Source organism: Natrinema sp. LN54 (assembly GCF_052439245.1).
GTDB lineage: Archaea > Halobacteriota > Halobacteria > Halobacteriales > Natrialbaceae > Natrinema > Natrinema versiforme_A.
This window is the reverse complement of record NZ_JBQVRP010000008.1, coordinates 1-24,608: the sequence shown is the minus strand read 5'-3', so window position 1 is coordinate 24,608 and position 24,608 is coordinate 1. Positions and strand designations below refer to the sequence as shown.

Here is a 24,608-nt window from a genome sequence, read left to right as displayed (position 1 = left end):
TGATTCGAGCACCACGGTCTACCGGTCCGGCATGTCCAAGGTTTTCGTCGCGGAATCCAGGAACTCCTCAACGTCAATCCCGGCTGACTCGAGTCGATCGGGGTACTCCTCGTCCAGTTCCATCGTCGCGTCGATACCGCCACGGGCAGTGATCTCGTAATTTTCAGCGGAGGGATCAAGAGTTATCGAACTGAAACCGCCTTCAGCAATCAGATCCTTATCCCACTGAGATCGTGTCGCAATGGCCCAGAGAATATCTCTGTCATCGAATAGATTCACGTCCGAGTCAACTATAATTACGTGTTTGACAAGATCGTACGGCGCGAGTGCTGCGAGGATTGCGTTCCGTCCCTGTCCGGGTTTTTTCTTATCAATTTTCACGTAACAGTGTTGGCGGCAGTTACCCGACGGTGGTAGATATACGTTTTCGACGGACGAGACAGTTTCCTTGACGCTATCATAAATACGCCCTTCAATGGGAATGCCACCGAGATTCAAGTGATCTGGGTGACCGGCAAAGATATCGTGAAAAATCGCATCTGACCTGCAGTTCATTCCTGACACCCGGACTTTGTGTCTATCTGCCGCTTGGTCCCCATAATAGCCAGCATATTCACCGAATGGTCCCTCTTCAATCCGATCGCCTGCTTGTACTTCCCCCTCGAGAACGATCTCCGCGTCCGCTGGTATGAGAAGGTCGTCACCTAGGGTCGCCGACTCCACAACAGGTAATGCCGACTTCCGCATCCCGCCGATCACATTGTACTCATCGATGTCGATCGAATGGAGCGTCTGAGCACCGAAATGGAATGTCGGATGATGACCCAAGACGATCGCGATCGGCATGTCTTCGTCGTTCTCCTCGTATGCCTCGAAATAACTCGCGGTGTGACGACCTGGGATCATAAATAATCCAAGCTCGCGAGGCCCGCGGTACTCAAGTCGAATCGTCGCGGCGTTGTACCCCCAATCCTTGTCCGGCGGTGACGGAACGATACAGACACCGGCCGTGATATATGGTCCGGCATCGCCCTCGTGATGGGTGATGATTGGTAGCGTCGAGAGATCACAGTTTTGTCCTGTTACGACGTGATCCTTGACAGGAGCAGTCGCCGATTCCGTTCGTTGGGGTTTGATTTGCCGCTGCTGGCGCTCCCGTTCGTAATATTCGAGTCCAACATCTCTGACGGTCGAATTAAGCGCTTGCGCACAACGTTTTCGATCGGCGAAGAGGTTCGTGACGACTGGATACTCCGCTTCGGTTCCGTCGATCGCGTTAACGGAGTCGAACCAGACGGCCGGTTTCTCGTGAGCCTGTTCGAATGACCAGAGTACTTCCGTCACTGCAAGATCGGGTGAAATCGGGTTCGTAATCTCGGTTAGGCCCTCTGATTGAGCAATCTCCGAGAGGAACGTTCGTAAGTTTGAATTATCTGTCATTATTCGTCGAGTCCTCATCAGAGGTAATCCGATAATGATCCGTAAAGAGACGGGTTGCGGCACAACTTTCCCCCTGAGGAACTACGTACTCACGGTTGTCGGGTATTCGGTATCAATACAGCAACCTAGAAGCCCGATCAAGGATTGCTACTACCGGGCGTTCGAACTCAGCGGTGACCCTGCTCGGTGAGGAAGTCTTCCGCACCTTCATGGAATGGAATCTGAACCCATTCATCACTCGCGCCGCTTTCCGGTTCGAAGACTTCGAAGGCAGTGGTAGCAGCCTCAATCGAATCCTGTTCTTCGATGACGGCCTCGGTTATCGAACTGGCAATCTCGTTGTCCAGGCTCTCGGTAGTCATGAGCATCGATCGATACCCGACCTGGCGGATATCGTCGGAGGCGTTGAATTCGCCTTCTGGGAGATCGGGCATATCTAACCATCCCCGCTCGGTGAGATAGTCAGCAGTTGTCTCATCGTGGGGCAGGAACTTCATATCGACGCTATTGGTTATTTCCGTCCACGTGGGATGTCCTGGTGTGGCCACCTGGCCCATTCCTTCTAGATCACCACCTTCGATGGCTGAGACCATATCGCCGAAATCCATTCGCTCTATTCGACCGCCCCAGTTTTCGATATCCTCAAACGTGATGTCATGGGCATTAAGCGTCTGTTCGACACCAACTGCACCCAAACTCCCCGCAGTCGCGATCGCGAGTTCGAGTGGATACTCCTCCTCACGGAGTTCTGCGAAAGTGTCTATCGGGGTATCTTCGGTGACAGCTATCGGTAGCCAGTACGTGTCGAGATGGCCGACGAGTGCTCGTATCTCTTCGTACGAGCCGTCATCTTCGAAAACGAACTCTCCGTTTTGTGCCCACCTCGCACTTGTCGGTGCAGTAATTCCGAAGTCTGCGACTCCTTCGCGATGGAGATCAACGCTCCCAACTCCGCCTCCTTCGGGAACGACATCAACAGTTGACCCATCAGGGAGATAATCAGGAACGACATCCGCGATTGCCGAACCGAGGACATACCATCCCGTCCCCTCAACGAACGTCGACATACTCAGCGACTCTCCTACGTCTCCACCCATGCAACCGGCGAGTCCTGCGACGCCCGTTACTGATGCTGTACAGACTCCAAGATACTCTCTTCGGCGCATACCACTATGTCATATCATACCATCACATATATAATTATCGTACATACGGGAAGGTAGAAGTGGAATATTATCTTCTATAGATGGCCTCAGTAAGACTGGATCTCTAAACCGAGGAATTAGTGGCCTTCCCAGCGCGTTAATTCATCGGCTTCAACACCGATCCGGTCTAGCATCTTCGCTGCAAACTCGTCTATCAGTTCGTCAATCGATTCAGGATCAGTGTAAAATCCTGGTGCCGCGGGAGCGACAATCGCTCCTGCCTGACTGAGTTTTCCCATGTTTTCCACGTGGGTGTGTGATAGCGGTGATTCACGGAACACGACGAGAAGATCTCGCCCCTCTTTGAGGCAAACATCAGCAGCACGTGGAATAAGTCCCTCACCGATACCGTTGGCCATGTATCCTAACGTTTTCATCGAACAGGGACAAACGATCATTCCGTCGAAATTGAACGAACCGGACGCTATACAGGCTCCAATATCGTTCGGGTTATGAACAACATCAGCGCGTTCCTCGATCGTCGACGGTTGGAGATCAGTTTCAATGCTCATCACGTACCGGGCGTTTTTCGAAATTATCAGGTGGGACTCAACGTCTGTCTGTTCCAGTAATCGAACGAGAGCGGCCCCATACTGAATACCGCTCGCACCGGTGATACCGATTATCAGTTTCATATTAGCGGGAGGTCTTCCACTCCTGGAAGATTTCTGTATTTCAAATCGTATTCACTTCCCTTTAGACGGTATACCAATAGATACTGACTCTGTACTTATAATCGTTTCCCACAATCATCTCGGTCAGCAATAGCTTCGGAAATGATTCTATCTCGACTAACTATATTTTCAAATCAGCAAAGATATAGCATAGTGATGAGCCAAGAATTATATACCATTATAGTAGATGTGTTCCCATGGGGCACAAGCCACCGAACCACACACTAGCAGGTAGTGCTCAATGGTCAACTGATCGCGTTACAGCCAATAGAGAACGACAATACGACCAACACGATCTGAAATAATGATTGGAAAAACACGGGATATCGATCTGAACTTGAGCGACTGGCGAGACTACTACATCTGGCTTATCGGTGTTCCCTGGGCGATTTTCCATCTCTATGCCGGGTTGCGGTACGTGAATATATTGACGCTGACGTACGTCCACGTCATGGCGGCAACATCCGTCGCATTCGCACTTAATCCGACATCGATACCAAGGCTTAGCGAGCGGATCAATTCGATTATCGATATCGTTCTTGTTCTCTCACCAGTAATCATCATGGGATATCTTCTCATGATCCAAGAGCGGGTTATGACCCGTATTCCGCAAGCTCACGAGGTAACTACGTTGGATCTGTTTTTCGGAACGCTCACTGTGATTCTCCTGCTCGAGGCGACAAGACGCATTATCGGCGTTGCTCTCGCCGCGATAGCGGGAACGTTCATCGCGTACGGTTTCCTGGGACCGCTTCTGCCACCGATTTTCGCACACAGTGGACTCGATTATACGGGGATTATCGACATTCTCTTTCTCACTGAACAGTCATTTTTTGGAACACCAGCGAAAATGTCGGCCCGATACGTGTTCCTGTTTGTCCTCTTCGGATCGATCCTCCTTCAAAGCGGGGCTGACGATAATTTCCTTGACCTCGCGAAATCCATCGGCGGGGACCTGAAAGGAGGTGCAGCCAAGATCGCCGTCGCCGCCAGTGCCTTAATGGCGACGATCAACGGCAGCGCCGTGGCTAATACGGTTTCGACCGGGTCGATTACGATTCCGATGATGAATCGATCGGGATACGATGCCGAGAGCGCTGGTGCGACAGAGTCGCTCGCTTCAACAGGTGGGCAACTGATGCCACCCGTAATGGGTGCTGCGGCCTTCATTATGGCAGACATCTCCGGAATACCGTACTTCGAAATAGTTATTTATGCAATCATTCCATCAATCCTGTTTTACGTCGGCGTTTATTCGTCTGTCCACTTCGAGGCCACTCGGCAGAATATCGGAACGGTTGACACCGAGGATATTCCACCGCTAGCAACGTCCATCCGTCGGTCACTTCATCTCTCAATCCCTATTCTCGGGCTATTGTTCGTAATGTATACGACGATGAATGTCGAATACGCGGCATCGGTTACCGTTCTACTGACGTTCGTTACGGTCGCGTTCCACGAAACGACTCGCATGTCGTTCGTCGATTACCTCGGGGCATTCAAACGAGCGGCAGAGATGGTCGTTTCAGCGGCCATTCCGTGTGCAGTAGCGGGTATTATCATCGGCATCGTCTATTATACGGGCATCGCAGCGCGGATCACGTCCATTATTCTCTCTCTCACGGCCGGAATGCTCGTTCCTACGCTCATTCTGGTTGCGGTTATCTGTCTCGTTCTGGGTATGGGAATGCCGACGACTGCTGCGTACGTGACCGTCGCGGTCCTCGCCGTTCCAACGCTTATCGAACTCGGCATGCCGACGATTTCCGCACACCTCTTCGGCTTGTATTTCTCAGTCATCTCAATGGTCACACCGCCGATCGCGATTGCGGCCTTTGCCGCGTCGAGTATTTCCGGCGGGAGTTCATGGAAAACGGGAATACAAGCGTTCAAGATGGGACTAGCAATCTATATCGTCCCTTTCCTGTTTCTCCTTCACCCGTCATTATTAGGAATCGGTACGTCGATCGAGATCGGTCAGTGGTTCGCTATCGCAACGGTCGTCGTTGTCGTGATCTCCGCTGCGGGAGTCGGATATCTGTTCACAAAACTAACGCTTATTGAACGGGTCGTTCTCCTCGTTGGCGCCCTCGTCACGGTCTTCGCATCGTCGTTCTACTGGATCGGGCTCCTTCTGATCTTCCTCGGTCTACTCAGTCAGGTGAAGATCGGCGCCGATATCGTCGCGAGTTGGCGAACCAGCTAACAGACATCGGAATTCAGGCTGCTCAATCGGAATCCAGAAACAGATCGTGAGAAGAACCGGTTTACACTGATTTCGCTATCCGGCTTGTCTTCCACCCCTCGAGACGCATCCTACGGTAGCGGCGGTTCACTCCCCAAAATCGACATCAACGCCGTAGAAGTCGATCGCATTTCGGTAGAATACGCGGTCGCGTGCTTGAGGGAACGCCGCCGCCGTCGCGTCGATCAGATCACCGTACACTACCGAGTCCGGATAGGTCGGATAGTCGGTACCGAACATGACGCGGTCCGTGTACCGACGAATCCGCTCGATCGGGTATTCCTCGTCACGAGTGCCGATTAATTCGTGTACCTGCTCGCCGACTGCGACTGCAGTATCGAACGCAACCCTGTCGTACCGGTCCGCGAGGTCGAGGAACGCGTCTGTTTCGAACAGCCCGAGGTGAGGAATGCATAGTCGAAGCCCGGGAAAGCGCTCGAGGACACGCTTCGTCGCTTCTGGGCCAACGAGGTCAGAGTCCCGATAGAAGGGATGAGAGGATGCGTGAACGATGACGGGGAGATCATGTTCAACAGCCAGTTCGTACACCGGATCGAGTCGAGAGTCCGAAGGCGGGAACTCCTGAACCGGACAGTGAAGTTTGACGCCTGCGAGGCCGGCATCAAGTCCTTCTTGGACGATATCCACAGGATTGTCGTCCCTTGCGTGGACGGTGGCCAGTCCGACGACATGATCAATTCCGACGACGACATCCGCGACCGTTCGATTCATCGAGCGAGCGACGCCGGGTTTGTGTGCGTACGGAAAACAGACTGCCCCATCGAGGGTGGTCAGGTACTCGAACACGTCGGCTTTCGTAACGGTAGGGAGCGTCCAAGAAACCTCCTGATGGAACCACTTCCGGATCGCCTTAAGAACGCGGTCGGGTAACAGGTGCACGTGTGCGTCGATGATCGGCCGATCAACCTGGTGAATCGCATCGAACGGCTCTGAGTCAGTACCACTCATCCGTTAGATCTCGGTCACACGGTGATACTGCTCGTCAACCGCCTGCGCATCCTCAGGGAGAAGTGCGACGACGAGGAACTCGGCATACTCCTCGAAGTAGTCAACAAGTGCGGCGATACGGTTGGAATCGATGGCTTCCAGCGAATCGAGCAGCATGAACGGCACTTCATCATACACCTCGTGCACAAGATATCCCGCGAGAGCGAAGACGAGACCGGTCACCTCGCGCTCGGATTCGCTGAGATGATCGACGGTGTCCTCGTAGGCAGTGCCGTCCGCTGTCGTCCGGACCACATGGAGGTCGAACTCGGTCTTTGGGATGCTCCGTCGCCCGTCGCGAACAGTCGTTTCCTGGCGTTCGATCCAGATCCGTTCGAGGTTATCATAATCGAGCCGTTGAATGAGGTTTTCCATATGGTCATTGAACGCCTCGACCGCGTCGGCCTCAATGTCGTTGATCCGGTTGCGAAGGTCCGTAAGTCGGTCGGCAACCGACTTACGCTCCTCTTCGATCTCCGGGATTTCAGTGACGTCAGCTTCGATGTCGTCAATTTTCGCGCCTATCGTCTCGAGATCAGATTCAAGTTCCTCGATGGTGAGTGCTAATTCGTTCTCGCGTTTGTTGAGCTCAAGGACGCGGTCGTCATCCCGTTCAGGTTTGGCTTCCTCGAGTTCACGTTCGAGTTCGCCGACCCGTTCGCGCAACGTCTCGCGCCGGTCGCGCAACTCCTCAATTCGCTGGGTCTGTTGCTCAATCCGATCGTCGATCTGCTGGAGTTGTTGGTCGATTTGCTCACGGCGCTGCTGTTTTTTTTCCGTTTCACGCTTTCGCTCACGGAGATCGTTCAGTTCGTCTGAGATATCCTTTCGCTCGGACATCTTCTCTTGGCGAAACTCCTGCAGGTCCTCAAGCGTGTCCTCGATTTCGCTCCGGTCAACGGTCGACCCACACGTCCAACAGACAAGGTCCTGCTCGGTCATCAGCCGATCGGTTAGGTCAGTGTCCTCGTCGGACGGTACCACTACTTCGCGAAGCTCGGAGTCCGCATTGTCGATGATCTCTTCGTTAAACTGGATGATGTTCTGAAGCCGATCGAGCAGGGAACCGAGCGCCCGTCGACGCTCCTGTAGTTCGCCGATGCGCTGTCCGAGTTCGTTGATCTCTTCAACCGATGTCGGGAGTTCCGAGCGTTCCTCTCGAAGATCAGATCGTTCGTTCTGGAGTGCCTCACGCTGGGTCTTCTTGTTGTCGAGTTTCCGGTCGATCTCATCGAGTTCTGCCTGTGTATCGTTTAACTCTGTGAGTGTCTCCTGATATGCTTCGCGCTGGGCCTGCATCTCATCGACTCCTGACTCCGCAGCTTCGAGTTCCTCGCGGAGATTTTCAAGATCCGCCCGTTTGTCCGTCAGTTCGTCGGCAATAGAGACCCGCTCGGACTGCAGCTCCGGGAGTCGCTCCTTGCTGGTGCGAAGTTCGGCGAGCTGATTGTCGAGTTCGTCCTTCCGCCGTTCGGCCTCGGAGATCTCCCGTTCGATCTCATCGGTATCAACGGGGCGCATGATGACATCATGAAGGTCATCACCCCGAGTGACGGTTCGACGCGCTTCGTTCGATTCAAGGAGAAATGCAAAGAGGTCAGCGAGCGTCGAGTCCTCGAGATACGGATCGTCGCTCATGGTCGTCGTGTTGCCGCTGCGTTCGAGGGTTCGGGTATACGTTACCCCTTGAATCGTGAGTTCAACGGAACCCTGGTCGGCGTCGCCTTTGAGCGCGACATCATTGCTACCAAGAGCAGCCATGATAGCGCGCAGTAGCGACGTACGGTTCGTTGCGTTTCGTCCTTGTAGAACGTTCACGCTGGGAACGAACTCAACCGACGTTTCTTCGATACCGCCGATCCGCTCTACGGAGAGAGCGGCCCTGGCGTCAGCCGACGTCTTTGGTTTCATGGTGTCTCCTATCGAGTACACAGCCAAAACTCTAACCCTATTATTAGCTGACCTAGGGAAGAAACTACATCTGACAGTCGCATCCACCAGCCTCGAGGAGATCGGTAACATCGTGAAGCGTTCCGCAGTGTTCACAGGAGATACGGAAGTTGATCAGGACTTCGAACTCATCGATATCGAGTTTGCCGCCGTCGCGGAGGCGGGCCACCGAATCGTCGACTACAGACTCGGCGCGGTGCTGGATCGAGTGAATTCGATCTCGTTCCTTCTCAGTGGTGAGTACGTTGCGTTCCTTTTCGACATCGAGACAGTTCCTGAAGTGCCGGTACATCGTCTGATGGGAAACGAATTGGTTCTGGAGGCGGTCGACATCGATACCATTTCTTTCGAGGGTCGACTGTGCTTCGAGTCGAACGGCCTCTAACCTATCCTCATCAGTGAGCAACTCATAGAGGTTCTCGACACGCCCCTCTACCAATTCGATATTTGCGTCGCGCATCTCGGCGCGGAGGAGACGCTGATTGAACCGGTCGGCCAGCGTCCGGACACTTTCTTCCTCACTGTGCGCGCCAGTCCAGCGTGCAACTAACTCCTCGTAGAGACTATCGAGTTCGTATGCGTCGGCGAGAGTGCCGATTTTGCACGTACACGTCGATTCGGGTTGATTGTGTTGGGTCATTGCCTATGTGTTACAGACTGCTTTTGTAACTTTTGCTTTTTCTTTGCGGCTATTCGGGGACAAGATTTGGATTTAATCACCGGTACGGCTCGGATCAGAGCAGATTATCGCTAATCGAGGCACTATTGTTCTGATAGCTCCATCCTGTAAAGATGTTGGCAAATCATTTAAGATGGGCATTATCCAATTCGAGGGGAACTGACGATGAGCGGTCACGGGAGATCACTGCCAAGACTGAAGTGCATATCAGAGAAAGGTTTATCACAATTGATTCAGAACTACACCACGGATTATGTCGAGACGATCGTTAGCAGACACCATAGAAAGTGGTCCAGGATTCCGAGAGAGCATCGCTGACTTCGGAAAATATCTCGACTTGAGCAAGGCTGGAGCGGGATTAACCGCGGCAATCTTCGGTTGCACCGGTCCAGCGCTAATCATTCTCAACGCTGCAAACGAGGGCGGGCTGTCGAATTCCCAGGCCGTATCGTGGCTCTTCAGCATTTATGTCTTGGGTGGGTTAATGACGCTCGGAATGGCGCTATACTACAAACAGCCGATCATGGGAGCATATACCATTCCCGGCGCGGTGATGGTCGGTGTCGTACTGGCCGATTTCAATCTCGCGGAGGCAGCCGGTGCCTATTTCGTATCCGGGGTACTCGTATTCTTGATCGGGATATCGGGATCGTTCCGAAAAGTCGTCGAGTTCCTTCCCCAACCGATCATCATGGGGATGATCGCTGGTGTCCTCATCGAGTTCACCATCGGCATTATAACCGCCGTCTCGGAGGCACCGATCGTTGCGGGAGCCGGCTTACTTGGATTTTTGCTGTTTTATCGATTCGTTCCACAGATTCCGGGTATCGTCGGCGCAATCGGACTCGGTGCTGGTGCCGCCGTCTGGGAGGGTGCGACTGCGCTCTCACAGGTGTCCATATCCATGGCCCAGCCGGTACTCGTCACGCCCGTCATCACTTTCGATTCAATCATCACTATCGCGATTCCGCTGACGGTGATGGTCATCGGGGCCGAGAACATGCAGGCAATCGGCGTTCTCCAAGCTGAAGATTACGATCCACCGATCAACTCGATGCTGATATTTAGCGGTCTCGGTGGGATAGTCGCGAGTCTTATGGGCGGACACAACGCGAACATCGCGGGACCGATGACCGCGATCACAAGCAGCGACGAGGCAGGCGACCAGAAGGATGGGCGATACGTCGCGTCGGTCATCGGCGGCATCCTCTTCAGCGGCTTCGGCTTCATCGCTGCAGCGGCGACCTCAATTGTCAACGCAATCCCGGGGACATTGATTTCGCTGCTCGCGGGTGTCGCGATGATTGGTGTCCTCATAAGCGCTTTCGAGGAGTCCTGGGCGACATCAGAGAAGTATCGGTACGGGACATTCTTCGCGCTCATTATTGGGATGTCGGGAATCTCACTGCTGGAGATCGGCGCACCATTCTGGTCGCTCATCGGCGGCGTCGGTGTTTCGCTCATCCTTGAGCCGGACGACTGGGAATTCCTCTTTGGTACCGATTCCGAACCAGCTGATCCGAGTCCGACAATCGACGACTGAAGGGGACAACCAGTAAGTATAAGGGCGCCTACGGACCACTCATGTCTATGACGTCGAGTGACCTCGAGTCCATCGACCACCTTGTAGAGGGTGCAGTTGACACACATATGCACACCGCGCCGGGAGCATTCCCCCGGCATGATACCGATTTCTCGGCCGCCCGGAAGGCCCAACAGCACGGGATGCGTGCCATCGTCACGAAGAACCACCACTTTGAGACCGCCTCTCGAGCACAGAACGTTCGGGACGAGCTCGGGTTCGATTTATTGGGCGGGATCACGCTCAACGAGTGGGTCGGTGGATTGAACCCATACGCCGTCGATGGCGTTGCGAACTTCGATGCCGACATCATCTGGATGCCAACGATCACCGCTGCGAACCACTTGGAAAACGCCGCAGTTCAGATGTTCGAGGCTGAAGAGGAAGAAAAAGCCGGGATCACAGTCCTCGACGACGGTGAGTTAACAGACACGACCCTCAACGTTCTCGATCGGATCGCCGAACAGGGGTTCGTCATCGGCCTCTCCCATCTCAGTCCCGAGGAATCGATCGCACTCGTCGACGAAGCGACCGATCGCGGCGTCGACGAGTTCCTAGTGCAGCATCCCCACGCGAACTTCTTGGACTACAGTCTCGATCAGATGCGAATGATAACCGATCTCGGAGCGACATTGGAGTTCCACTACATTTGCACCAGCGAGATGATGGGGAACGCCGCGACGGTAGACGATTATGTCACCGCGGTCGACGCCGTTGGGCCGGAGAACGCCGTAATGGCAACTGACGGCGGCGCAACGGCGAACCCGCCAGCAATGGAGCAGTTCAAACGGTTCATCCGAGCGATGTTGAGAGCAGGGGTTTCCGAATCGGAGATTGAGACGATGATCAAGGAGAACCCGAAACGTATCTTCGACTTGGACTGATCTCTTCAGCTGCCGAAGACAGACGGATCGATATCTATTTGGCACTAGGAAAAGAGATTTTCCTTGCTACATGTCCGAGAAAGTGGACCAAGAGATGGAGGACTACTTCGAAACAATGCCGTTTCTCGAACTGATCGGCATCGAGGAAGCCATCGTTGAGAACGGTACCGCTGAATTCCGTGTCCCCTACGACGAGAGTATCACGAATCACACCGTCGTTCACGGCGGTGTGATGGCGACGCTGGTCGACGCTGCTGTCGCCGGTGCTATCCATAGCGACGCTGAGGCGACCCTCGAAGAGATGGAACCACTCACTATCGATATGGACGTCAATTATCATGCGCCAGTTACGGACGGTGAGCTTGTCGCACGCGCCAACCTGATCCAGCGCGGCGGTACCATCGCTGTCGGCGAAGCCGAGGTATTCAATGACGACGATCTCGTCGTCTCGGGGAAGGCAACATACTTCCAGAAGTGGGAGTAGAACGGTACTGCAGTAACATCAGTCCAAACACTTTTACTACGACTCCACCATTTTACGACTGCCGATGAATATGGGACTGGTTCTCAATCGGGCGGTGGATCGGACGCCGGATACCGTCGGGATCGTCGATCCGATCGCTGACGTTCAGTACACGTATCAAACGCTATACGACCGGAGCGTTGCGGTCGCAGCGGTTCTCAAATCCCGCGGAATCGGCGAAGGAGACCGCGTTGCCACGGCCATGCGGAACCGAGTCGAGTTAGTAACACTGTACTGTGCGACGCAGTTGCTCGGTGCCGTTTTTGTTCCGTACAACTTCCGGGTTTCGGCGGAAGAGTTGACACACCTCGTCGAGAATTCGACGCCCGACATTCTCTTTTTCTCGAGCGAAGTGGCCGACGCTGTCGCCGACGGTGAATGGAACACTAATCCGTCGCTTGTGTCGATCGATGCTGATTCAGAAAGTTCGGAGCGGTACGAAGCATTTCTCGAGGCCAGTGGTCCGGACTCATTCGAGCCGACGTTTGTCGACCCCGACAAGACGAGCGTCATCCTCCATACTGGCGGGACGAGCGGCAAACCAAAGGGAGTTCCGCGAACTCACCGAAACACGTATGCAGCGGCCACAGCCCACGCGCTCCAGAACTCGTGGTCGCAGGGCGAGTCGACGCTCGGGCTTATGTCACTGTCGCATACTATGGGCATTCACGCGCTCGCGTCGATCCTTGTTCTGGGCGGAAAGTGGGTTGCCCAGCGGGAGTTCTCGGCCACCGACACGGTCGATCTCATTGAGTCGGAGGAAATTACGAGCCTCTATCTCGTCCCGACGGTATACCACGACCTCCTGCGTTCGGATGCCGCTAACCAGGCCGATCTCTCGTCCGTTCAGCACGTCGCCTATGCTGGGTCGAACATGAATCCGTCCATCGTTCGCGAGATTGAATCACAGTTCAACCCCCAAACGTTCGTTAATCACTACGGCAGCACCGAAGTGTACACACACGCAGTCTGCAGTTGGGTCAGTGAAAAACCCAACTGCGTCGGCCGTGCCGGAATCAACACTGCCGTGCGCGTCGTTGAACCAAGCGACTTTGGCCAACTGGATCCGAATGATACCGTCGATCGGAACGATCTGGGAGAAATAATCGTCGACACGTCGTCGCCCGAGGCATTCGATGGGTATCTTTCCGAGACGACCGACGATCGGTCACTAACCGATGGCTGGTTTTTCACGGGCGATCTCGGCTATCGGGACGAAGACGGCGACCTCTACTTCGTTGGACGCGTCGACGACATGATTATCAGCGGTGGTGAGAACATCTATCCCGTTGAGGTCGAGTCAGTCCTCGAGCGACATGACCTTGTCACCGAAGCGGCGGTCGTAGGGAGACCGAGTGAGCGATGGAACCAGACTGTCGCTGCGTTCGTGACGCTAGCGGCGGATCCGTCTGGCACCGACTTCGAAACCGCTGCAACCACTCTCGACGACCACTGTCGCGAGAGCGAGGAGCTAGCGGACTTCAAGCGGCCACGACGATACTGCTTCATCGACGAATTTACAAAGAGCAACGTCGGAAAGATATTACGGAAGGAGTTACAGAAGCGAGATCTAAACATCGATGTACACGGCGAAATCGACGTGTAGCCCGCAAACGAGAGTTACAGAGATATGTATCCAAGCAAGTTCGAACACGTACCTGTTCAGAGTATCGACGACGCTATCACAGCGCTCAAGGAGTACGACGACGCGGAACTGATCGCTGGGGGACAGAGCCTTGTTCCCCTCCAAAAGACCCGGTTTGCATCTCCGGACCACCTGATCGACATCGGGAATATCGACGAACTTCAGTACGTCGAAGCGGAGGACGACGCAGTTCGTGTTGGAGCACTGGCAACGCACACGGAGATCCAGCAGGCACCGCCGATCAGGGACCACGTGCACTTGTTCAGCGAGTGCATCAGCCAGATTGCCGACTGGCCAGTCCGTAATCAGGGAACGTTCGGCGGAACGATAGCCGAAGCAGACCCCTCCGGGGATTATTTGCCAGTTATGCAGGTTCTCAACCCTGACATCGAGCTCGCTGGTCCAGAGGGGGAACGTATGGTCCCCTTCGACGAGTTTTATATCGGAATGTTCACCGTCGACATGGCTGAGACAGAACTCGTGATCGGTGCACGGATCCCAAAGATCGAAACCGCCGTACCTGATGCTGCTGCAGTCGGAAGCACCTACAAAAAGCACGCAGAACGGTCCGGGGACTACGCACTCGTTGGTATCGCCGCGATTGTCGCCATTGACGCCGACGGGATGGTGGCCGACGCGAAACTCAGCGTCGGAGCGGTCGGCCCGCTGACCCGGGCAACGGAGGCGGAAGCGGCCGTCGAAGGGACCGAACTTGACGAGAACGCGCTCAACGAGGCCGCGGCTGCCGTCCGCGAGGCAGTCCTCCCCGATGAGGAGGGGCCAGAGGGAGAGTACAAGGAAGCTATGGCCGGAGAGTTCGCCGAACGAGCGCTTCAGACAGCCTACGAACGCGCAACAGAGAACCTATGACAGAAACTAACACTAACACCGAATCGACGACGGTCAGCGTGACTGTTAACGGCGAAGAGTACACGAAAGAAACGGAAGACCGGACGCTACTGGTCCACTTCCTTCGCGAAGAATTGGGCCTGACCGGCACGCATCAGGGCTGTGTCGTCGGAAAGTGTGGCGCATGTACGGTCCTCCACGAGGGGACCCCCAAGAAGTCCTGTATGCTCTACGCCGCACAGGTCGACGGTGACGAGATAACGACTGTCGAAGGGCTTGCCGACGTGGCTGAGTCTGAGGGCGTCGACCTCGAGACGCGAGATGGAACGACGCTGCATCCGCTGCAGATGGGATTCAAGCAGAACCACGGTCTCCAGTGTGGCTTCTGCACGCCGGGCTTCCTAATGACTTCGTATGCGCTCCTCCAGGAGAACGAGAACCCGACCAGAGAGGATATCAAGTCGGCCATCTCTGGGAACATCTGTCGCTGTACGGGATATAATTCGATCGTCGACAGCGTCGAATGGGCGTCGAAGGTGCTGCAAGAAGGAGAGCCTACGGCGATGCCGGACGGCGGTCCCGAAACGGGCTGTGGCTGCGGCTGTACATGTGTTGACGACGAGTCCGTGAGAGGTGATCAACCATGAGCGAGACGGTCGATCAAGAAGAAGCGTCTGACACCGACAACGCCGGAATGGTTGGCGACGCCTTCGGCCGCCGGGAAGACGACCGGCTTGTCAGGGGCGAAGGAAAATATATGGATGACTTCGATCCCGTCAGCAACCTTCACCACCTCGCATTCCTTCGATCACCGCTGGCTCACGGAGAGATCGAATCGATCGACACCTCGGCGACCGAACAACGCGACGATGTCGTATGCGTTCTGACGGGTGCGGATCTGGTCGAACGGATGGATCCGTTCGCCGTCGGCGTTCAGAACCCGCCGGAGTACTACCCGCTGGCAGTTAACAAGGTCCGGTACGACGGTGAACCCGTCGCGGCCGTCGTGGCGACGAGCAAGTACGCCGCGAAGGATGCACTCGAAAGTATCGACGTCAAGTACAACCGCCTCGATCCCGTCACGGACGAACTTGAGGCCCTCAAGGATGAAGCGCCTCAGCTACATGAAGGCGGGAACCTTGCCAACGAGCGAACGCTCGAGTACGGCCCGATTGACGAGGCATTCGAGAAGGCGGATCACGTCGTTGAATCGGAGTTCGAGTTCCCACGATACACCAGTGCCCCGATGGAGACCTACGGCGTCATCGCGGATTACGATCACTCCGCTGACGCTGCGACGGTCTGGTCGAACTTCCAAGGTCCATTCACGATGCACCCGGTCGTCGCGGGTGCACTCGGGATGTCCCAGAATGACCTTCAGTTCAAGGTTCCCTCGGACAACGGAGGGAGTTTCGGTGTAAAGGCGCACATCTACCCCTACATTGCGGCGATCGTCGTCGCATCGGAGGAGGCTGGCGTCCCGGTGAAGTGGATCGAGAGCCGGCGTGAACATCTACAGGCGAGCGCCTGTCACACCGATCGCACGCAGCGAATGCGTGGCGCCGTCTCCGACGACGGTCAGATCCTGGGCGTGTGGGTCGAACTGTACGACAACTTCGGAGCGTATGTCCGTGCGCCGGAGCCCGGGAATACGTTCCGACCGCTCGCGAACTACGTTAACACCTACGACTTCAACGCGTTCGGGGGGGAGTTCTACGCTGTCGAGACAAACAAGTGTCCGGCCGGTCTCAACCGCGGGTACGGCTGTCACCAGTACTATTTCGGACTGGAGCGGCTTGTCGACCAAATGGCCGATGTCGTCGATATGGATCCGACCGAGTTCCGGAAGCGCAACTTCATCGATGCCGACGAGTTTCCCTACGAGACACCGACCGGCGGCGAATACGACAGTGGTCGGTACGCCGACGCCCTCGAACGTGCCAAGGAACTGTTCGACTACGAATCGTACCTCGAGCGGCGCGAACAGGCCCGCGAAGAGGGGAGGTACGTGGGGATCGGCTGTTCGGCCATCATCGATCCCTCGGCCTCGAACATGGGATACGTCTCGGTGGCGATACCACCAGAGGAACGCGAAAAGGGCTACCCCAAGTCCGGTGCGGTCAGTTCGGTTACGATGATGGTCCAGCCGGACGCTAGTATTGTCGTCGAACTCGACTCCGCGCCGAGCGGACAGGGCCACGAAACGACAGCTAGCCAGATTGCCGCCGACGAACTGGGTGTCAAACCCGAGGCGATCAACGTCATCTCGGGAATGGACACTAACGAGAAGGCCTGGAGTGTCTCATCGGGGAGCTACTCCTCGCGTTTCGCGAGCGTCGGTCACAGCGCCGTCAAGAAGGCTGGTGAGCAGATCTCCAGCCAGATGCAACGGATCGCTGGGGAGATCCTTGACGCTCCCGCTGACGAGATTGAACTCGCGGACGGCCGCGCGTACGGTCCTAACGAGGAGTCGATATCTATCCGGCAGATCGCCGGGACCGCACACTGGAACCCCGCTGTGCTACCCGACGATATCCAGCCGGGGCTACGGACCCAGTATACGTTTAGCATGGAGGACTCGACGCCAATCGACAAGAACGATCGGATCAACTCCTCGGGAACGTACGGTTACGGCGTCCAGTTGATTGCCGTCGAGGTTGACGCAACGACCGGCGAAATCGACGTTCTCGATTACGTAGCCGTCCACGACTGCGGGACGATTGTCAATCCACAGATCGTTGACGGCCAAGTTGAAGGCGGCATCTTCCATGGGTTCGCGGGCGCGCTCTACGAGGAACTGGAGTACGACTCAAGTGGAACGCTCCAGGCAGATACATTCATGGATTATGCGGTTCCGACTGCGAAAGAAGCACCCGACGTGACGATGGATCACCTCGAGACTCCGTCGCCAAAAACGCCGTTGGGATCGAAAGGCACTGGTGAGGCTGGGACCGAAGGCGCACCGGCAGTCATCGCCAACGCAGTCGACGATGCACTCGAACCGGCTGGCATCGAGATAACATCGCTCCCGCTGAAACCCGAACGGATCTGGACGTTACTCAACGAGTCTGCGACTGGTGGAAGTGCTGATTGATCCGCCACGCAATTTCTGATCGGCATTGTGTTACTGGCGTACGTCTGTAACAACCCCTCCACGGGAGCACAATGTTTTTAATGGTTGTTGTACAATCGAACGATAGCGTAGTGTGAGAGTCAATCATGAACATGGGTAGAGTCTTTCAACGGACTGTTGATCGGTATCCGAATCGGACAGCCATCGTCGATCAAGACGAGGGCATCGAATACAGTTACAAAGCGTGGGAAAACCGGGTCGATAGGCTCGCATCGGCACTCAAGAAGATGGGGATTGGACCGGGCAATAGAGTGGGCGTCGTGATGCAGCCCCGTGTGCAGGTCGGTACTGTCTACTGGGCAGTACAGAAATGTGGCGCCGCGTTTGTCCCGTACAACATCCGAGTCGCGGCCGACGAACTCCAGTTCCTAGTCAATAACACGGAACCGGACCTGTTGGTCTACTCATCGATCGCTCGAGAGGCGGTCGACGGCGCACACGAAGCGTTCTCATCAACGGATGAACTCGTTTACGTTGACGACAACGTTCCGTCATATGCTGAGTCGTTCGAGGACTTCCTTCCAGCCGATGCGGAGTCGGTCGAACCGGCAACGGTCGACCCTGACGATACAAGTCTCATTCTTCATACGAGCGGCACGACCGGTCGTCCGAAGGGTGTTCCGCGGAGTCATACGAATACATACACCGCTGCGAAGGCTCATGTCATCCAGTCGCAGTGGGTTGACGACGAGACGACGCTCGGGTTGATGCCCATCTATCATACAATGGGGATTCGGACGCTCGTCTCCGCGGCGATCGTCAGCGGCACTTGGGTTGCACAGAGGGCGTTCTCGCCAGACCAGACTGTCGAACTCATTGAATCCGAGGAGATAACTAGTCTCTATCTTGTACCGACCGTCTATCACGACCTCGTCAAGTCATCGGCGATTGACGGCGCTGACGTCTCGAGCGTCACGTGCCTAGGTTATGCGGGGACGTCAATGACCGCCCCGATCCAGGAGGAGGTCAGGGAAACATTCGATCCCGAAATCTTCGTCAACCACTACGGCAGTACCGAGGTATATACACACAGTATCTGTTCGTGGATTGATTCAAAGCCCGGTTCTGCAGGCCGTGCCGGTATTAATACGCGAATTCGGGTCGTCAACTCCAGCCGCGACGGAACGGTTCCGCCAAACGATACAGTCGAGCAAGGCGAGCTCGGTGAAATAGTCGTCGACGCGACATCGCCTGAGGCGTTCGACGGCTACCTCAATCGACCGGAAGCGACCGAGCAGTCCTTCGAAGACGGCTGGTATTTCACCGGGGACCTAGGTTACCGAGACGACGACGGCGATATCTTCGTCGTGGGACGAGTTGACGATATGATTATCAGCGGCGGTGAGAACATCTACCCCGTCGAGGTTGAGAACGTTCTCGACGGACACAAAGCAATCGACGAAGTCGCGGTCGTCGGTATCGACGACGAGCGCTGGAACCAGATCGTTACTGCGTTCGTCACGCTTCCGGACGGCCCTAAGAGCGTCGATCTCTCGAGTCTCGCCGATCGATTGGACACATTCTGCCGAGAGAGCGATGATCTCGCAGATTTCAAGCGTCCACGAAAGTACGTATTTGTCGACGAGATCGTTAAGAGCAATGTCGGGAAAGTACTTCGCCGGGAACTCGAGATTGACGACCTTGATGTGGAGGTATATGAAATCGTTAATGTCTGAATCGGTATCTGGTCGTTAAACGACGCTACGACGCTTGTTCAGAATCAAGTCGCGTGTGAATCGGTCCTTCGCGGTCGGACAGTTGCCCACCGCTGCGGTTGTTGTGGACTGCAAGCAGTTCGGAGACGATGCTAAAGCCGATTGCCGTCGGTTCATCGCCGCCAAGATCCAGTCCGACTGGGGTCGCAATACGATCCGCGTCCCGACCCTTGATGCCAACTCCTTCGCGCAACTCCTGAAACCGCTTTCGCGGTCCCATCAGACCTACGTACGGAATGTCGGTATCGAGAAGTGCGTCCAGCGCTAACTGATCGTCGATCAGATTATGAGACATAAGTACTGCGTAAGTTTGCTCGGGAACCGTTACTAGGTCAGAGAGTTCTGTTGGGTGTGTCGAGATGACCTCGTCGGCCGCGGGGAAACGATCTGGCTCTGCACGGGCGCCTCGTGCCGTTGCGACACGAACTCGAAATCCGGCCTGTCGGGCCAGGGAAGCGACGGGGTTGATGTCTTCCTGATCCCCGAACAGCAACAGTTCGGGACTTGGATCGATTCGATCGACGAACACCCGAACCTCACCGTCGTCCATCTCAACAATCACGCAAACAGCGCCGTCGTCCGGAAGGGGTTTGGTCCGTTCCAAAGCGTTGGTCACAGCGGAATCAGGCAGTCCTGACCGGCCGGCCGTCATGAACGTTTCATCGGCGACAACCGTTCGATCGCCGACACGAACAGCCGGGTTCGACGATTCGATGGCCGTGAGTACCGTCTGCGATCGTCGGCTGTTGAGTCCCTCAACGACGGGGCTGAAGCTCTCGTCGATCGGTTCGATCAGGACATCGATAACACCGTTACAACCAAGTCCGAGCCCCCAAGCGTCCGTATCGTCGTCTGTCAGATCGTATGTTTCGGTGCGTGTCTTCCCGTCGGCGATGACGTCTTGTGCCAGATCAGTCACCGATCCTTCGAGACAGCCGGCAGTTACTGACCCCTGCAGTTCACCATCGTCCGCTACAACCATCTTCGCTCCAGGGCGGCGATATCCGGATCCCTCAACGTTGACAACCGTCGCGAGCGCGGCGGTCTCCTCCACGACGAGCGCGTCACCGATGGCCGAATGAACGTCGCGTTTCGTCGTGCTCCAAGGACTCTCGAGTAGACGAGTCATGCTTCGTATACGCTTTCGGCTCGAGGAATAACTCACTGTCGGTCGCTGCCCAAAGGCGTTACTCGTCTCCAAGGTGGCACTCCGTCGACGGTGTCACACGGGAATTTACAGGTGCTTGATCACGCGCAGATTCAACCCTAGTCGGGACAGAGGGGCGTAGAATTAAACAGCTTCAAACCGAACCCTGAAGTTCTATCGCTGTGAGGAGAAGATATGGGCCGAGTAGCAATAATTAGTGCATCGATGACCCAGTTCGGACAGCGTGACGACTGGATTTGCGAGTTACTCACAGAGGCCGGCGAGTCCTGTCTCACCAATGTAGACGTCGACGCGAGCGAGTTAGATCACCTCTACGTCTCGAACATGGCAAGCGGCGAGTTCGAGGGCCAGACCGGCGTTCCGAATGCCCTCGCCCATGATATAGGAGCGCTCGGTGCCTATACCCAACGTATCGACCAGACAAGCTCGTCAGGCGGTGCAGGTATCTACGCCGCGTGGCAGTCTGTGGCGTCCGGCGCAAGCGAGTTAACGATGCTCGTCGGCGGCGAGAAGATGACACATCGCTCGACAGCCGAGGCGACGGACATCATCGCTTCCCTGACGCACCCTGTTGAGTATAAGCACGGCGTCACTCTCCCGAGTTTCGCCGGGCTCGTCTCCCGCCTTTACCTTGAATCGTACGATGCGCCTCGAAAGGCACTTGGCGCCGTCGCTGCCAAAAACCATGCGAACGGCATAGATAATCCCCACGCCCAATTCCAAAAAGAGGTTGACCAGGAGACGATCCTCGAATCCCCAATCATTGCCGACCCGCTACGCCTCTACGACTTCTGTCCAATCACGGACGGGAGTGCGGCCCTCCTCTTCTGTCCTGAAGAGAAGGCTGCCGAGTATACCGATGACTACACAGTGATTTCGGGTATCGGCGGTGCGACGGACACTCATGTCGTCCACGAACGCGTTGACCCCACCGTCATGAGCGGCGTTGTCGACTCTTCCCGCCAGGCCTACGAAATGGCCGATATCGACCCCGAAGACGTGGATATCGCCGAACTCCATGATATGTTTACAATCCTCGAAGTCCTTCAGTTGGAGGATCTTGGGTTCTTCGAGAAGGGTGAGGGGTGGCGTGCAGCCGTTGAGGGCACGACTGCACGAGATGGTGACCTCCCCGTAAACACCTCAGGGGGCCTTAAATCGAAGGGGCACCCGCTGGGCGCGAGCGGTGTCGCGCAGGTATACGAACTCCACCAGCAACTCACCCAAAGTGCAGACTCGCGACAAGTCGAGGCTGATACTGGTCTTGCATGTAATGTCGGAGGATTTGATAACTGCGTCACAACCACAATTTTGGAGGCCACGTCATGAGCTTCGAAGCACACTCTTGTCCCAATGGACACGTCACGTATCCCAGACACACTGTCTGTCCAAAGTGCGGCGAAGAACAGACTGAGATCGTTGATCTGACCGACGAGGTTGGCACTGTTGTCACATGGACGACGAGCACGGCGACACCGCCTGGCGTCCGCGAACCTAATCACCTCGCCATTGTTGAATTCAACCTCGGCGAGACAAACGTGCGCGCACTTGGTCAGACTACTGACCCCGTCGAGACCGGGGATCAGGTAACACCTGTTTTCTGCAAAGAGCTACGCGACCCAGGCGCCGGTATCCGCGAGAAGGAGAGCCAGGACTGGGACGGCTACCGATTCAGTCCAGTCTAGAAGCAGACTAGGAGATCCTGATTTGATCATCACCTTGAACCAGTTCAGACTATTGGTACATTTTAGATGAACTTTACCACTAATCTGATAACTCCAACTGTAAGGCATTGTCGAGTTAGTGCGGTTTGGGAAGCGAGTAGGTCGTAGAATTGGTTTGGCATGCAGTTCGTAGATTTGCTCAACGAGTACTACGTGGCAGATGTTGAACGGTCTCATCAAGGAATCTGAAACAACTTTATAGGACAATAGTATCTTAGACCAGCCGATGGCAACGCCGTTACAGGCTGCTATTGAGAAAATACTGTCAAAACCAAGGTCGAGTGGTATTGGGTATATACTACAATGGCTCTGTTGAAATCCTTAGTGAGTTACAGATTCAGCCGGTAGTTTGAGTAGATGGAGACCCCTCCCAAAGTCTCGGTTGCTCCGATTTGTTGAGGAAGCATTTCAGTTAGCGCAACGTGCCGTGGCTCGATACTCCTCGAAGTTCTCGAAAAAACGCTATACGCTCCATCAGTACATCGTTCTCCTCTGTCTTAAAGTTCGGAAGGACACAACGTATCGAACACTCCTTGACGAACTCATCGAGATGCCCCGTATTCGGAGTGCCATCAATCTCACAGAACTGCCTGCCCCGTCAACGCTGTGCAAAGCGTTCGATAGGCTCGATATGGCTGTCTGGCGGGTGCTGCTCAATCTCTCTGTTTCACTGCTCCCGACAAATGGTGTTGCGGGGATCGACGCGTCGGGATTCGACCGAACTCATGCCTCAAAACATTATACGAAACGGGCAAAGCTGACGATTCAGCAGCTGAAAGTCACGCTCTTAGTCGATACGAGAACGAATGCTATAGTCGATCTCCACATTACAACGACCCGTAAGCACGATACACAGATCGCACCGTCACTTATCAACCGCAACACAGCTAAAATTGATGTTCTTCTTGGCGATAAGGGATATGACGATCAGCAGATTCGGGCGATGGCCCGCCAGAACGGGATTCGTCCGCTAATCAAACATCGTGAGTTCTCGTCACTGCAGAAAGCGTGGAACGCTCGGCTGGATACTGAACTTTACGGCCAGCGGAGCCAGAGCGAAACGGTGAATTCTCGGCTCAAGCGAAAATACGATTCGTTCGTCCGGTCACGATGCTGGTGGAAACAGTTTCGTGAACAGATCCTCGCGTGTATCGTCCACAACCTCGACCGTGCGCTCTAACGATCAGTACAGAAGAGGCATCTATCTTTCAGGAGAGAAAGCAACCCGATCAACTGCCTACTAGCAGTTCCAGATCCTTTTCATCTTCCCGAAGTTGTAAATAGTCCTATTAGACATATCGAATAATGGCCTCCAGACGAACGGTAATCGGAGCCTCCGGGAGTATGCTGTTTGGTAGCGTGCTATCTGGCTGTCTTTCGGATTCGGACACCCTCTTAGCCGAACTCCTGCAAGTCAAGGGAATCTCTGTCAGATGGAAACACGAGAACCGCACCTATTCGGATCAAATACTCCAACTTCACTCCGACGACGAAGGCGAGGTAACCGGACAAGTGGCAACGGAATACGATCAGATGGTCTCTTCCCCTACAGATGTTACCGTTTCTAAGGAGATGCAAGAAATGTTGGAAAGCGAGTTTAACGACGTTCGTTATGTAATTGGCGTGTGTGGCGACGATATCGGCGACGGCGAATACGGTTGCCGAAACGCACCAACACCCAGAGAAGATTTCAACAGTGTTCAGTTCGGTGACCGGGCAGACGTCAAGATAGACAATAATCTGATTGACGTTAAAGACGTTGAGAGCGGCGACGTCGAAGACTGGAACACAGATATTAGCGAATTTGAGTGGAGCGAGCGCAACGCAGAGCACGGGCAATAAGTACCGACCAGGGATTCGGTATCTATCGTTATCTCTAGCAGACATTCAATAAGCACGTGTAGTGTACAATGGATTCACATGAACAAGTCTCTAGAGAAGAGGATTTCAACAGAGCCCTTCGTATGTCCCCGGAGGAGCGACATCAGTGAGCGTCGAACGATAACCCTCTGTTGGTGGTGTCCGCGTTCGCGTCTCGTAAACCGTCTCTGACTCCGAAAACAGTCCGCCTTCTCTCTGAATAGTTATCTCCTTCCATACTTCTTGGGGTCGTGTTTAGTTTGTAGCATTCTGCCAGACAGCGAAGGCTTGGAGCCACGATTCTGCGGTTGATGGTTTAGCATG

Annotated in this window: 20 protein-coding genes and 1 pseudogene; 13 read left to right on the top strand and 8 right to left on the bottom strand. The window is 55.0% G+C overall.

Going from position 1 to position 24,608, the window contains the following annotated elements; all coding sequences use genetic code 11:
* Nucleotides 1–18: 18 nt before the first annotated feature.
* The 3 genes from ACT4ML_RS19505 to ACT4ML_RS19495 all read right to left on the bottom strand — a co-directional run bounded on the left by ACT4ML_RS19505 (nt 19) and on the right by ACT4ML_RS19495 (nt 3,280).
* Entirely contained in the window at nt 19–1,440 is a 1,422-nt protein-coding gene (locus ACT4ML_RS19505) for a UbiD family decarboxylase (protein ID WP_175416497.1), read from the bottom strand.
* A gap of 167 nt (nt 1,441–1,607) precedes the next feature.
* Entirely contained in the window at nt 1,608–2,606 is a 999-nt protein-coding gene (locus tag ACT4ML_RS19500; protein WP_138246966.1) for a TAXI family TRAP transporter solute-binding subunit, read from the bottom strand.
* 116 nt (nt 2,607–2,722) lie between these two features.
* Nucleotides 2,723–3,280 (bottom strand): UbiX family flavin prenyltransferase, encoded by a 558-nt coding sequence (locus ACT4ML_RS19495; protein WP_138246967.1) that lies wholly within the window; start codon nt 3,278–3,280, stop codon nt 2,723–2,725.
* 343 nt (nt 3,281–3,623) lie between these two features.
* On the opposite strand from ACT4ML_RS19495, the gene ACT4ML_RS19490 reads away from it, so the two are divergent.
* The gene (locus tag ACT4ML_RS19490; protein WP_138246968.1) at nt 3,624–5,525 is read left to right on the top strand and encodes a TRAP transporter permease; all 1,902 of its coding nucleotides are present in this window, start codon (nt 3,624–3,626) and stop codon (nt 5,523–5,525) included.
* Nucleotides 5,526–5,651: 126 nt separating this feature from the next.
* Here ACT4ML_RS19490 and ACT4ML_RS19485 read toward each other — a convergent pair whose 3' ends face one another.
* The 3 genes from ACT4ML_RS19485 to rdfA all read right to left on the bottom strand — a co-directional run bounded on the left by ACT4ML_RS19485 (nt 5,652) and on the right by rdfA (nt 9,162).
* A complete protein-coding gene (locus tag ACT4ML_RS19485; protein WP_444722352.1) occupies nt 5,652–6,533 on the bottom strand; it encodes an amidohydrolase family protein in 882 nt (293 codons plus the stop codon).
* Nucleotides 6,534–6,536: 3 nt separating this feature from the next.
* Entirely contained in the window at nt 6,537–8,483 is a 1,947-nt protein-coding gene (locus tag ACT4ML_RS19480; protein WP_138247170.1) for an archaea-specific SMC-related protein, read from the bottom strand.
* Between the two features lie 64 nt (nt 8,484–8,547).
* On the bottom strand, nt 8,548–9,162 hold the full coding sequence (gene rdfA / locus ACT4ML_RS19475) for a rod-determining factor RdfA (protein WP_138246970.1): 615 nt from the start codon (nt 9,160–9,162) through the stop codon (nt 8,548–8,550).
* A 292-nt stretch (nt 9,163–9,454) separates the two neighbouring features.
* On the opposite strand from rdfA, the gene ACT4ML_RS19470 reads away from it, so the two are divergent.
* The 8 genes from ACT4ML_RS19470 (at nt 9,455) to ACT4ML_RS19435 (ending at nt 19,493) form a co-directional block, all read left to right on the top strand.
* Nucleotides 9,455–10,744, top strand: a complete 1,290-nt coding sequence (locus tag ACT4ML_RS19470) for a benzoate/H(+) symporter BenE family transporter (protein WP_138246971.1) — start codon at nt 9,455–9,457, stop codon at nt 10,742–10,744.
* A gap of 47 nt (nt 10,745–10,791) precedes the next feature.
* Nucleotides 10,792–11,667 (top strand): DUF6282 family protein, encoded by an 876-nt coding sequence (locus ACT4ML_RS19465; RefSeq protein WP_175416498.1) that lies wholly within the window; start codon nt 10,792–10,794, stop codon nt 11,665–11,667.
* Nucleotides 11,668–11,761: 94 nt separating this feature from the next.
* Entirely contained in the window at nt 11,762–12,151 is a 390-nt protein-coding gene (locus tag ACT4ML_RS19460) for a PaaI family thioesterase (RefSeq protein WP_444722351.1), read from the top strand.
* Between the two features lie 64 nt (nt 12,152–12,215).
* Nucleotides 12,216–13,796, top strand: a complete 1,581-nt coding sequence (locus ACT4ML_RS19455; protein ID WP_444722350.1) for a class I adenylate-forming enzyme family protein — start codon at nt 12,216–12,218, stop codon at nt 13,794–13,796.
* A 24-nt stretch (nt 13,797–13,820) separates the two neighbouring features.
* Nucleotides 13,821–14,705: an FAD binding domain-containing protein gene (locus ACT4ML_RS19450; RefSeq protein WP_138246975.1), complete on the top strand. Its 885-nt coding sequence runs from the start codon at nt 13,821–13,823 to the stop codon at nt 14,703–14,705.
* The gene (locus ACT4ML_RS19445; protein ID WP_138246976.1) at nt 14,702–15,331 is read left to right on the top strand and encodes a (2Fe-2S)-binding protein; all 630 of its coding nucleotides are present in this window, start codon (nt 14,702–14,704) and stop codon (nt 15,329–15,331) included. Before ACT4ML_RS19450 ends, ACT4ML_RS19445 begins: the two co-directional genes overlap by 4 nt.
* A complete protein-coding gene (locus ACT4ML_RS19440) occupies nt 15,328–17,778 on the top strand; it encodes a xanthine dehydrogenase family protein molybdopterin-binding subunit (protein ID WP_444722349.1) in 2,451 nt (816 codons plus the stop codon). Before ACT4ML_RS19445 ends, ACT4ML_RS19440 begins: the two co-directional genes overlap by 4 nt.
* Before the next feature lie 125 nt (nt 17,779–17,903).
* The gene (locus tag ACT4ML_RS19435) at nt 17,904–19,493 is read left to right on the top strand and encodes an AMP-binding protein (protein WP_138246978.1); all 1,590 of its coding nucleotides are present in this window, start codon (nt 17,904–17,906) and stop codon (nt 19,491–19,493) included.
* A 25-nt stretch (nt 19,494–19,518) separates the two neighbouring features.
* Here ACT4ML_RS19435 and ACT4ML_RS19430 read toward each other — a convergent pair whose 3' ends face one another.
* Complete coding sequence (locus ACT4ML_RS19430; protein ID WP_138246979.1) at nt 19,519–20,661, bottom strand: XdhC family protein; 1,143 nt, start codon at nt 20,659–20,661, stop codon at nt 19,519–19,521.
* Nucleotides 20,662–20,874: 213 nt separating this feature from the next.
* Between ACT4ML_RS19430 and ACT4ML_RS19425 the strand changes: the two genes are divergently transcribed.
* From ACT4ML_RS19425 to ACT4ML_RS19410, 4 genes are all read left to right on the top strand, one after another.
* Nucleotides 20,875–22,029, top strand: coding sequence for a thiolase family protein (locus ACT4ML_RS19425; protein WP_138246980.1), 1,155 nt, complete (start codon nt 20,875–20,877; stop codon nt 22,027–22,029).
* Complete coding sequence (locus ACT4ML_RS19420; RefSeq protein ID WP_444722348.1) at nt 22,026–22,385, top strand: Zn-ribbon domain-containing OB-fold protein; 360 nt, start codon at nt 22,026–22,028, stop codon at nt 22,383–22,385. The genes ACT4ML_RS19425 and ACT4ML_RS19420 overlap by 4 nt, the downstream gene beginning before the upstream one ends.
* 388 nt (nt 22,386–22,773) lie before the next feature.
* A complete protein-coding gene (locus tag ACT4ML_RS19415) occupies nt 22,774–23,604 on the top strand; it encodes an IS5 family transposase (RefSeq protein ID WP_444722347.1) in 831 nt (276 codons plus the stop codon).
* Nucleotides 23,605–23,729: 125 nt separating this feature from the next.
* The gene (locus tag ACT4ML_RS19410) at nt 23,730–24,266 is read left to right on the top strand and encodes a hypothetical protein (protein WP_138246983.1); all 537 of its coding nucleotides are present in this window, start codon (nt 23,730–23,732) and stop codon (nt 24,264–24,266) included.
* A 273-nt stretch (nt 24,267–24,539) separates the two neighbouring features.
* Here the strand turns inward: ACT4ML_RS19410 and ACT4ML_RS19405 are convergent.
* Nucleotides 24,540–24,608 (bottom strand): annotated as a pseudogene (locus ACT4ML_RS19405) (IS6 family transposase); the annotation flags it as partial.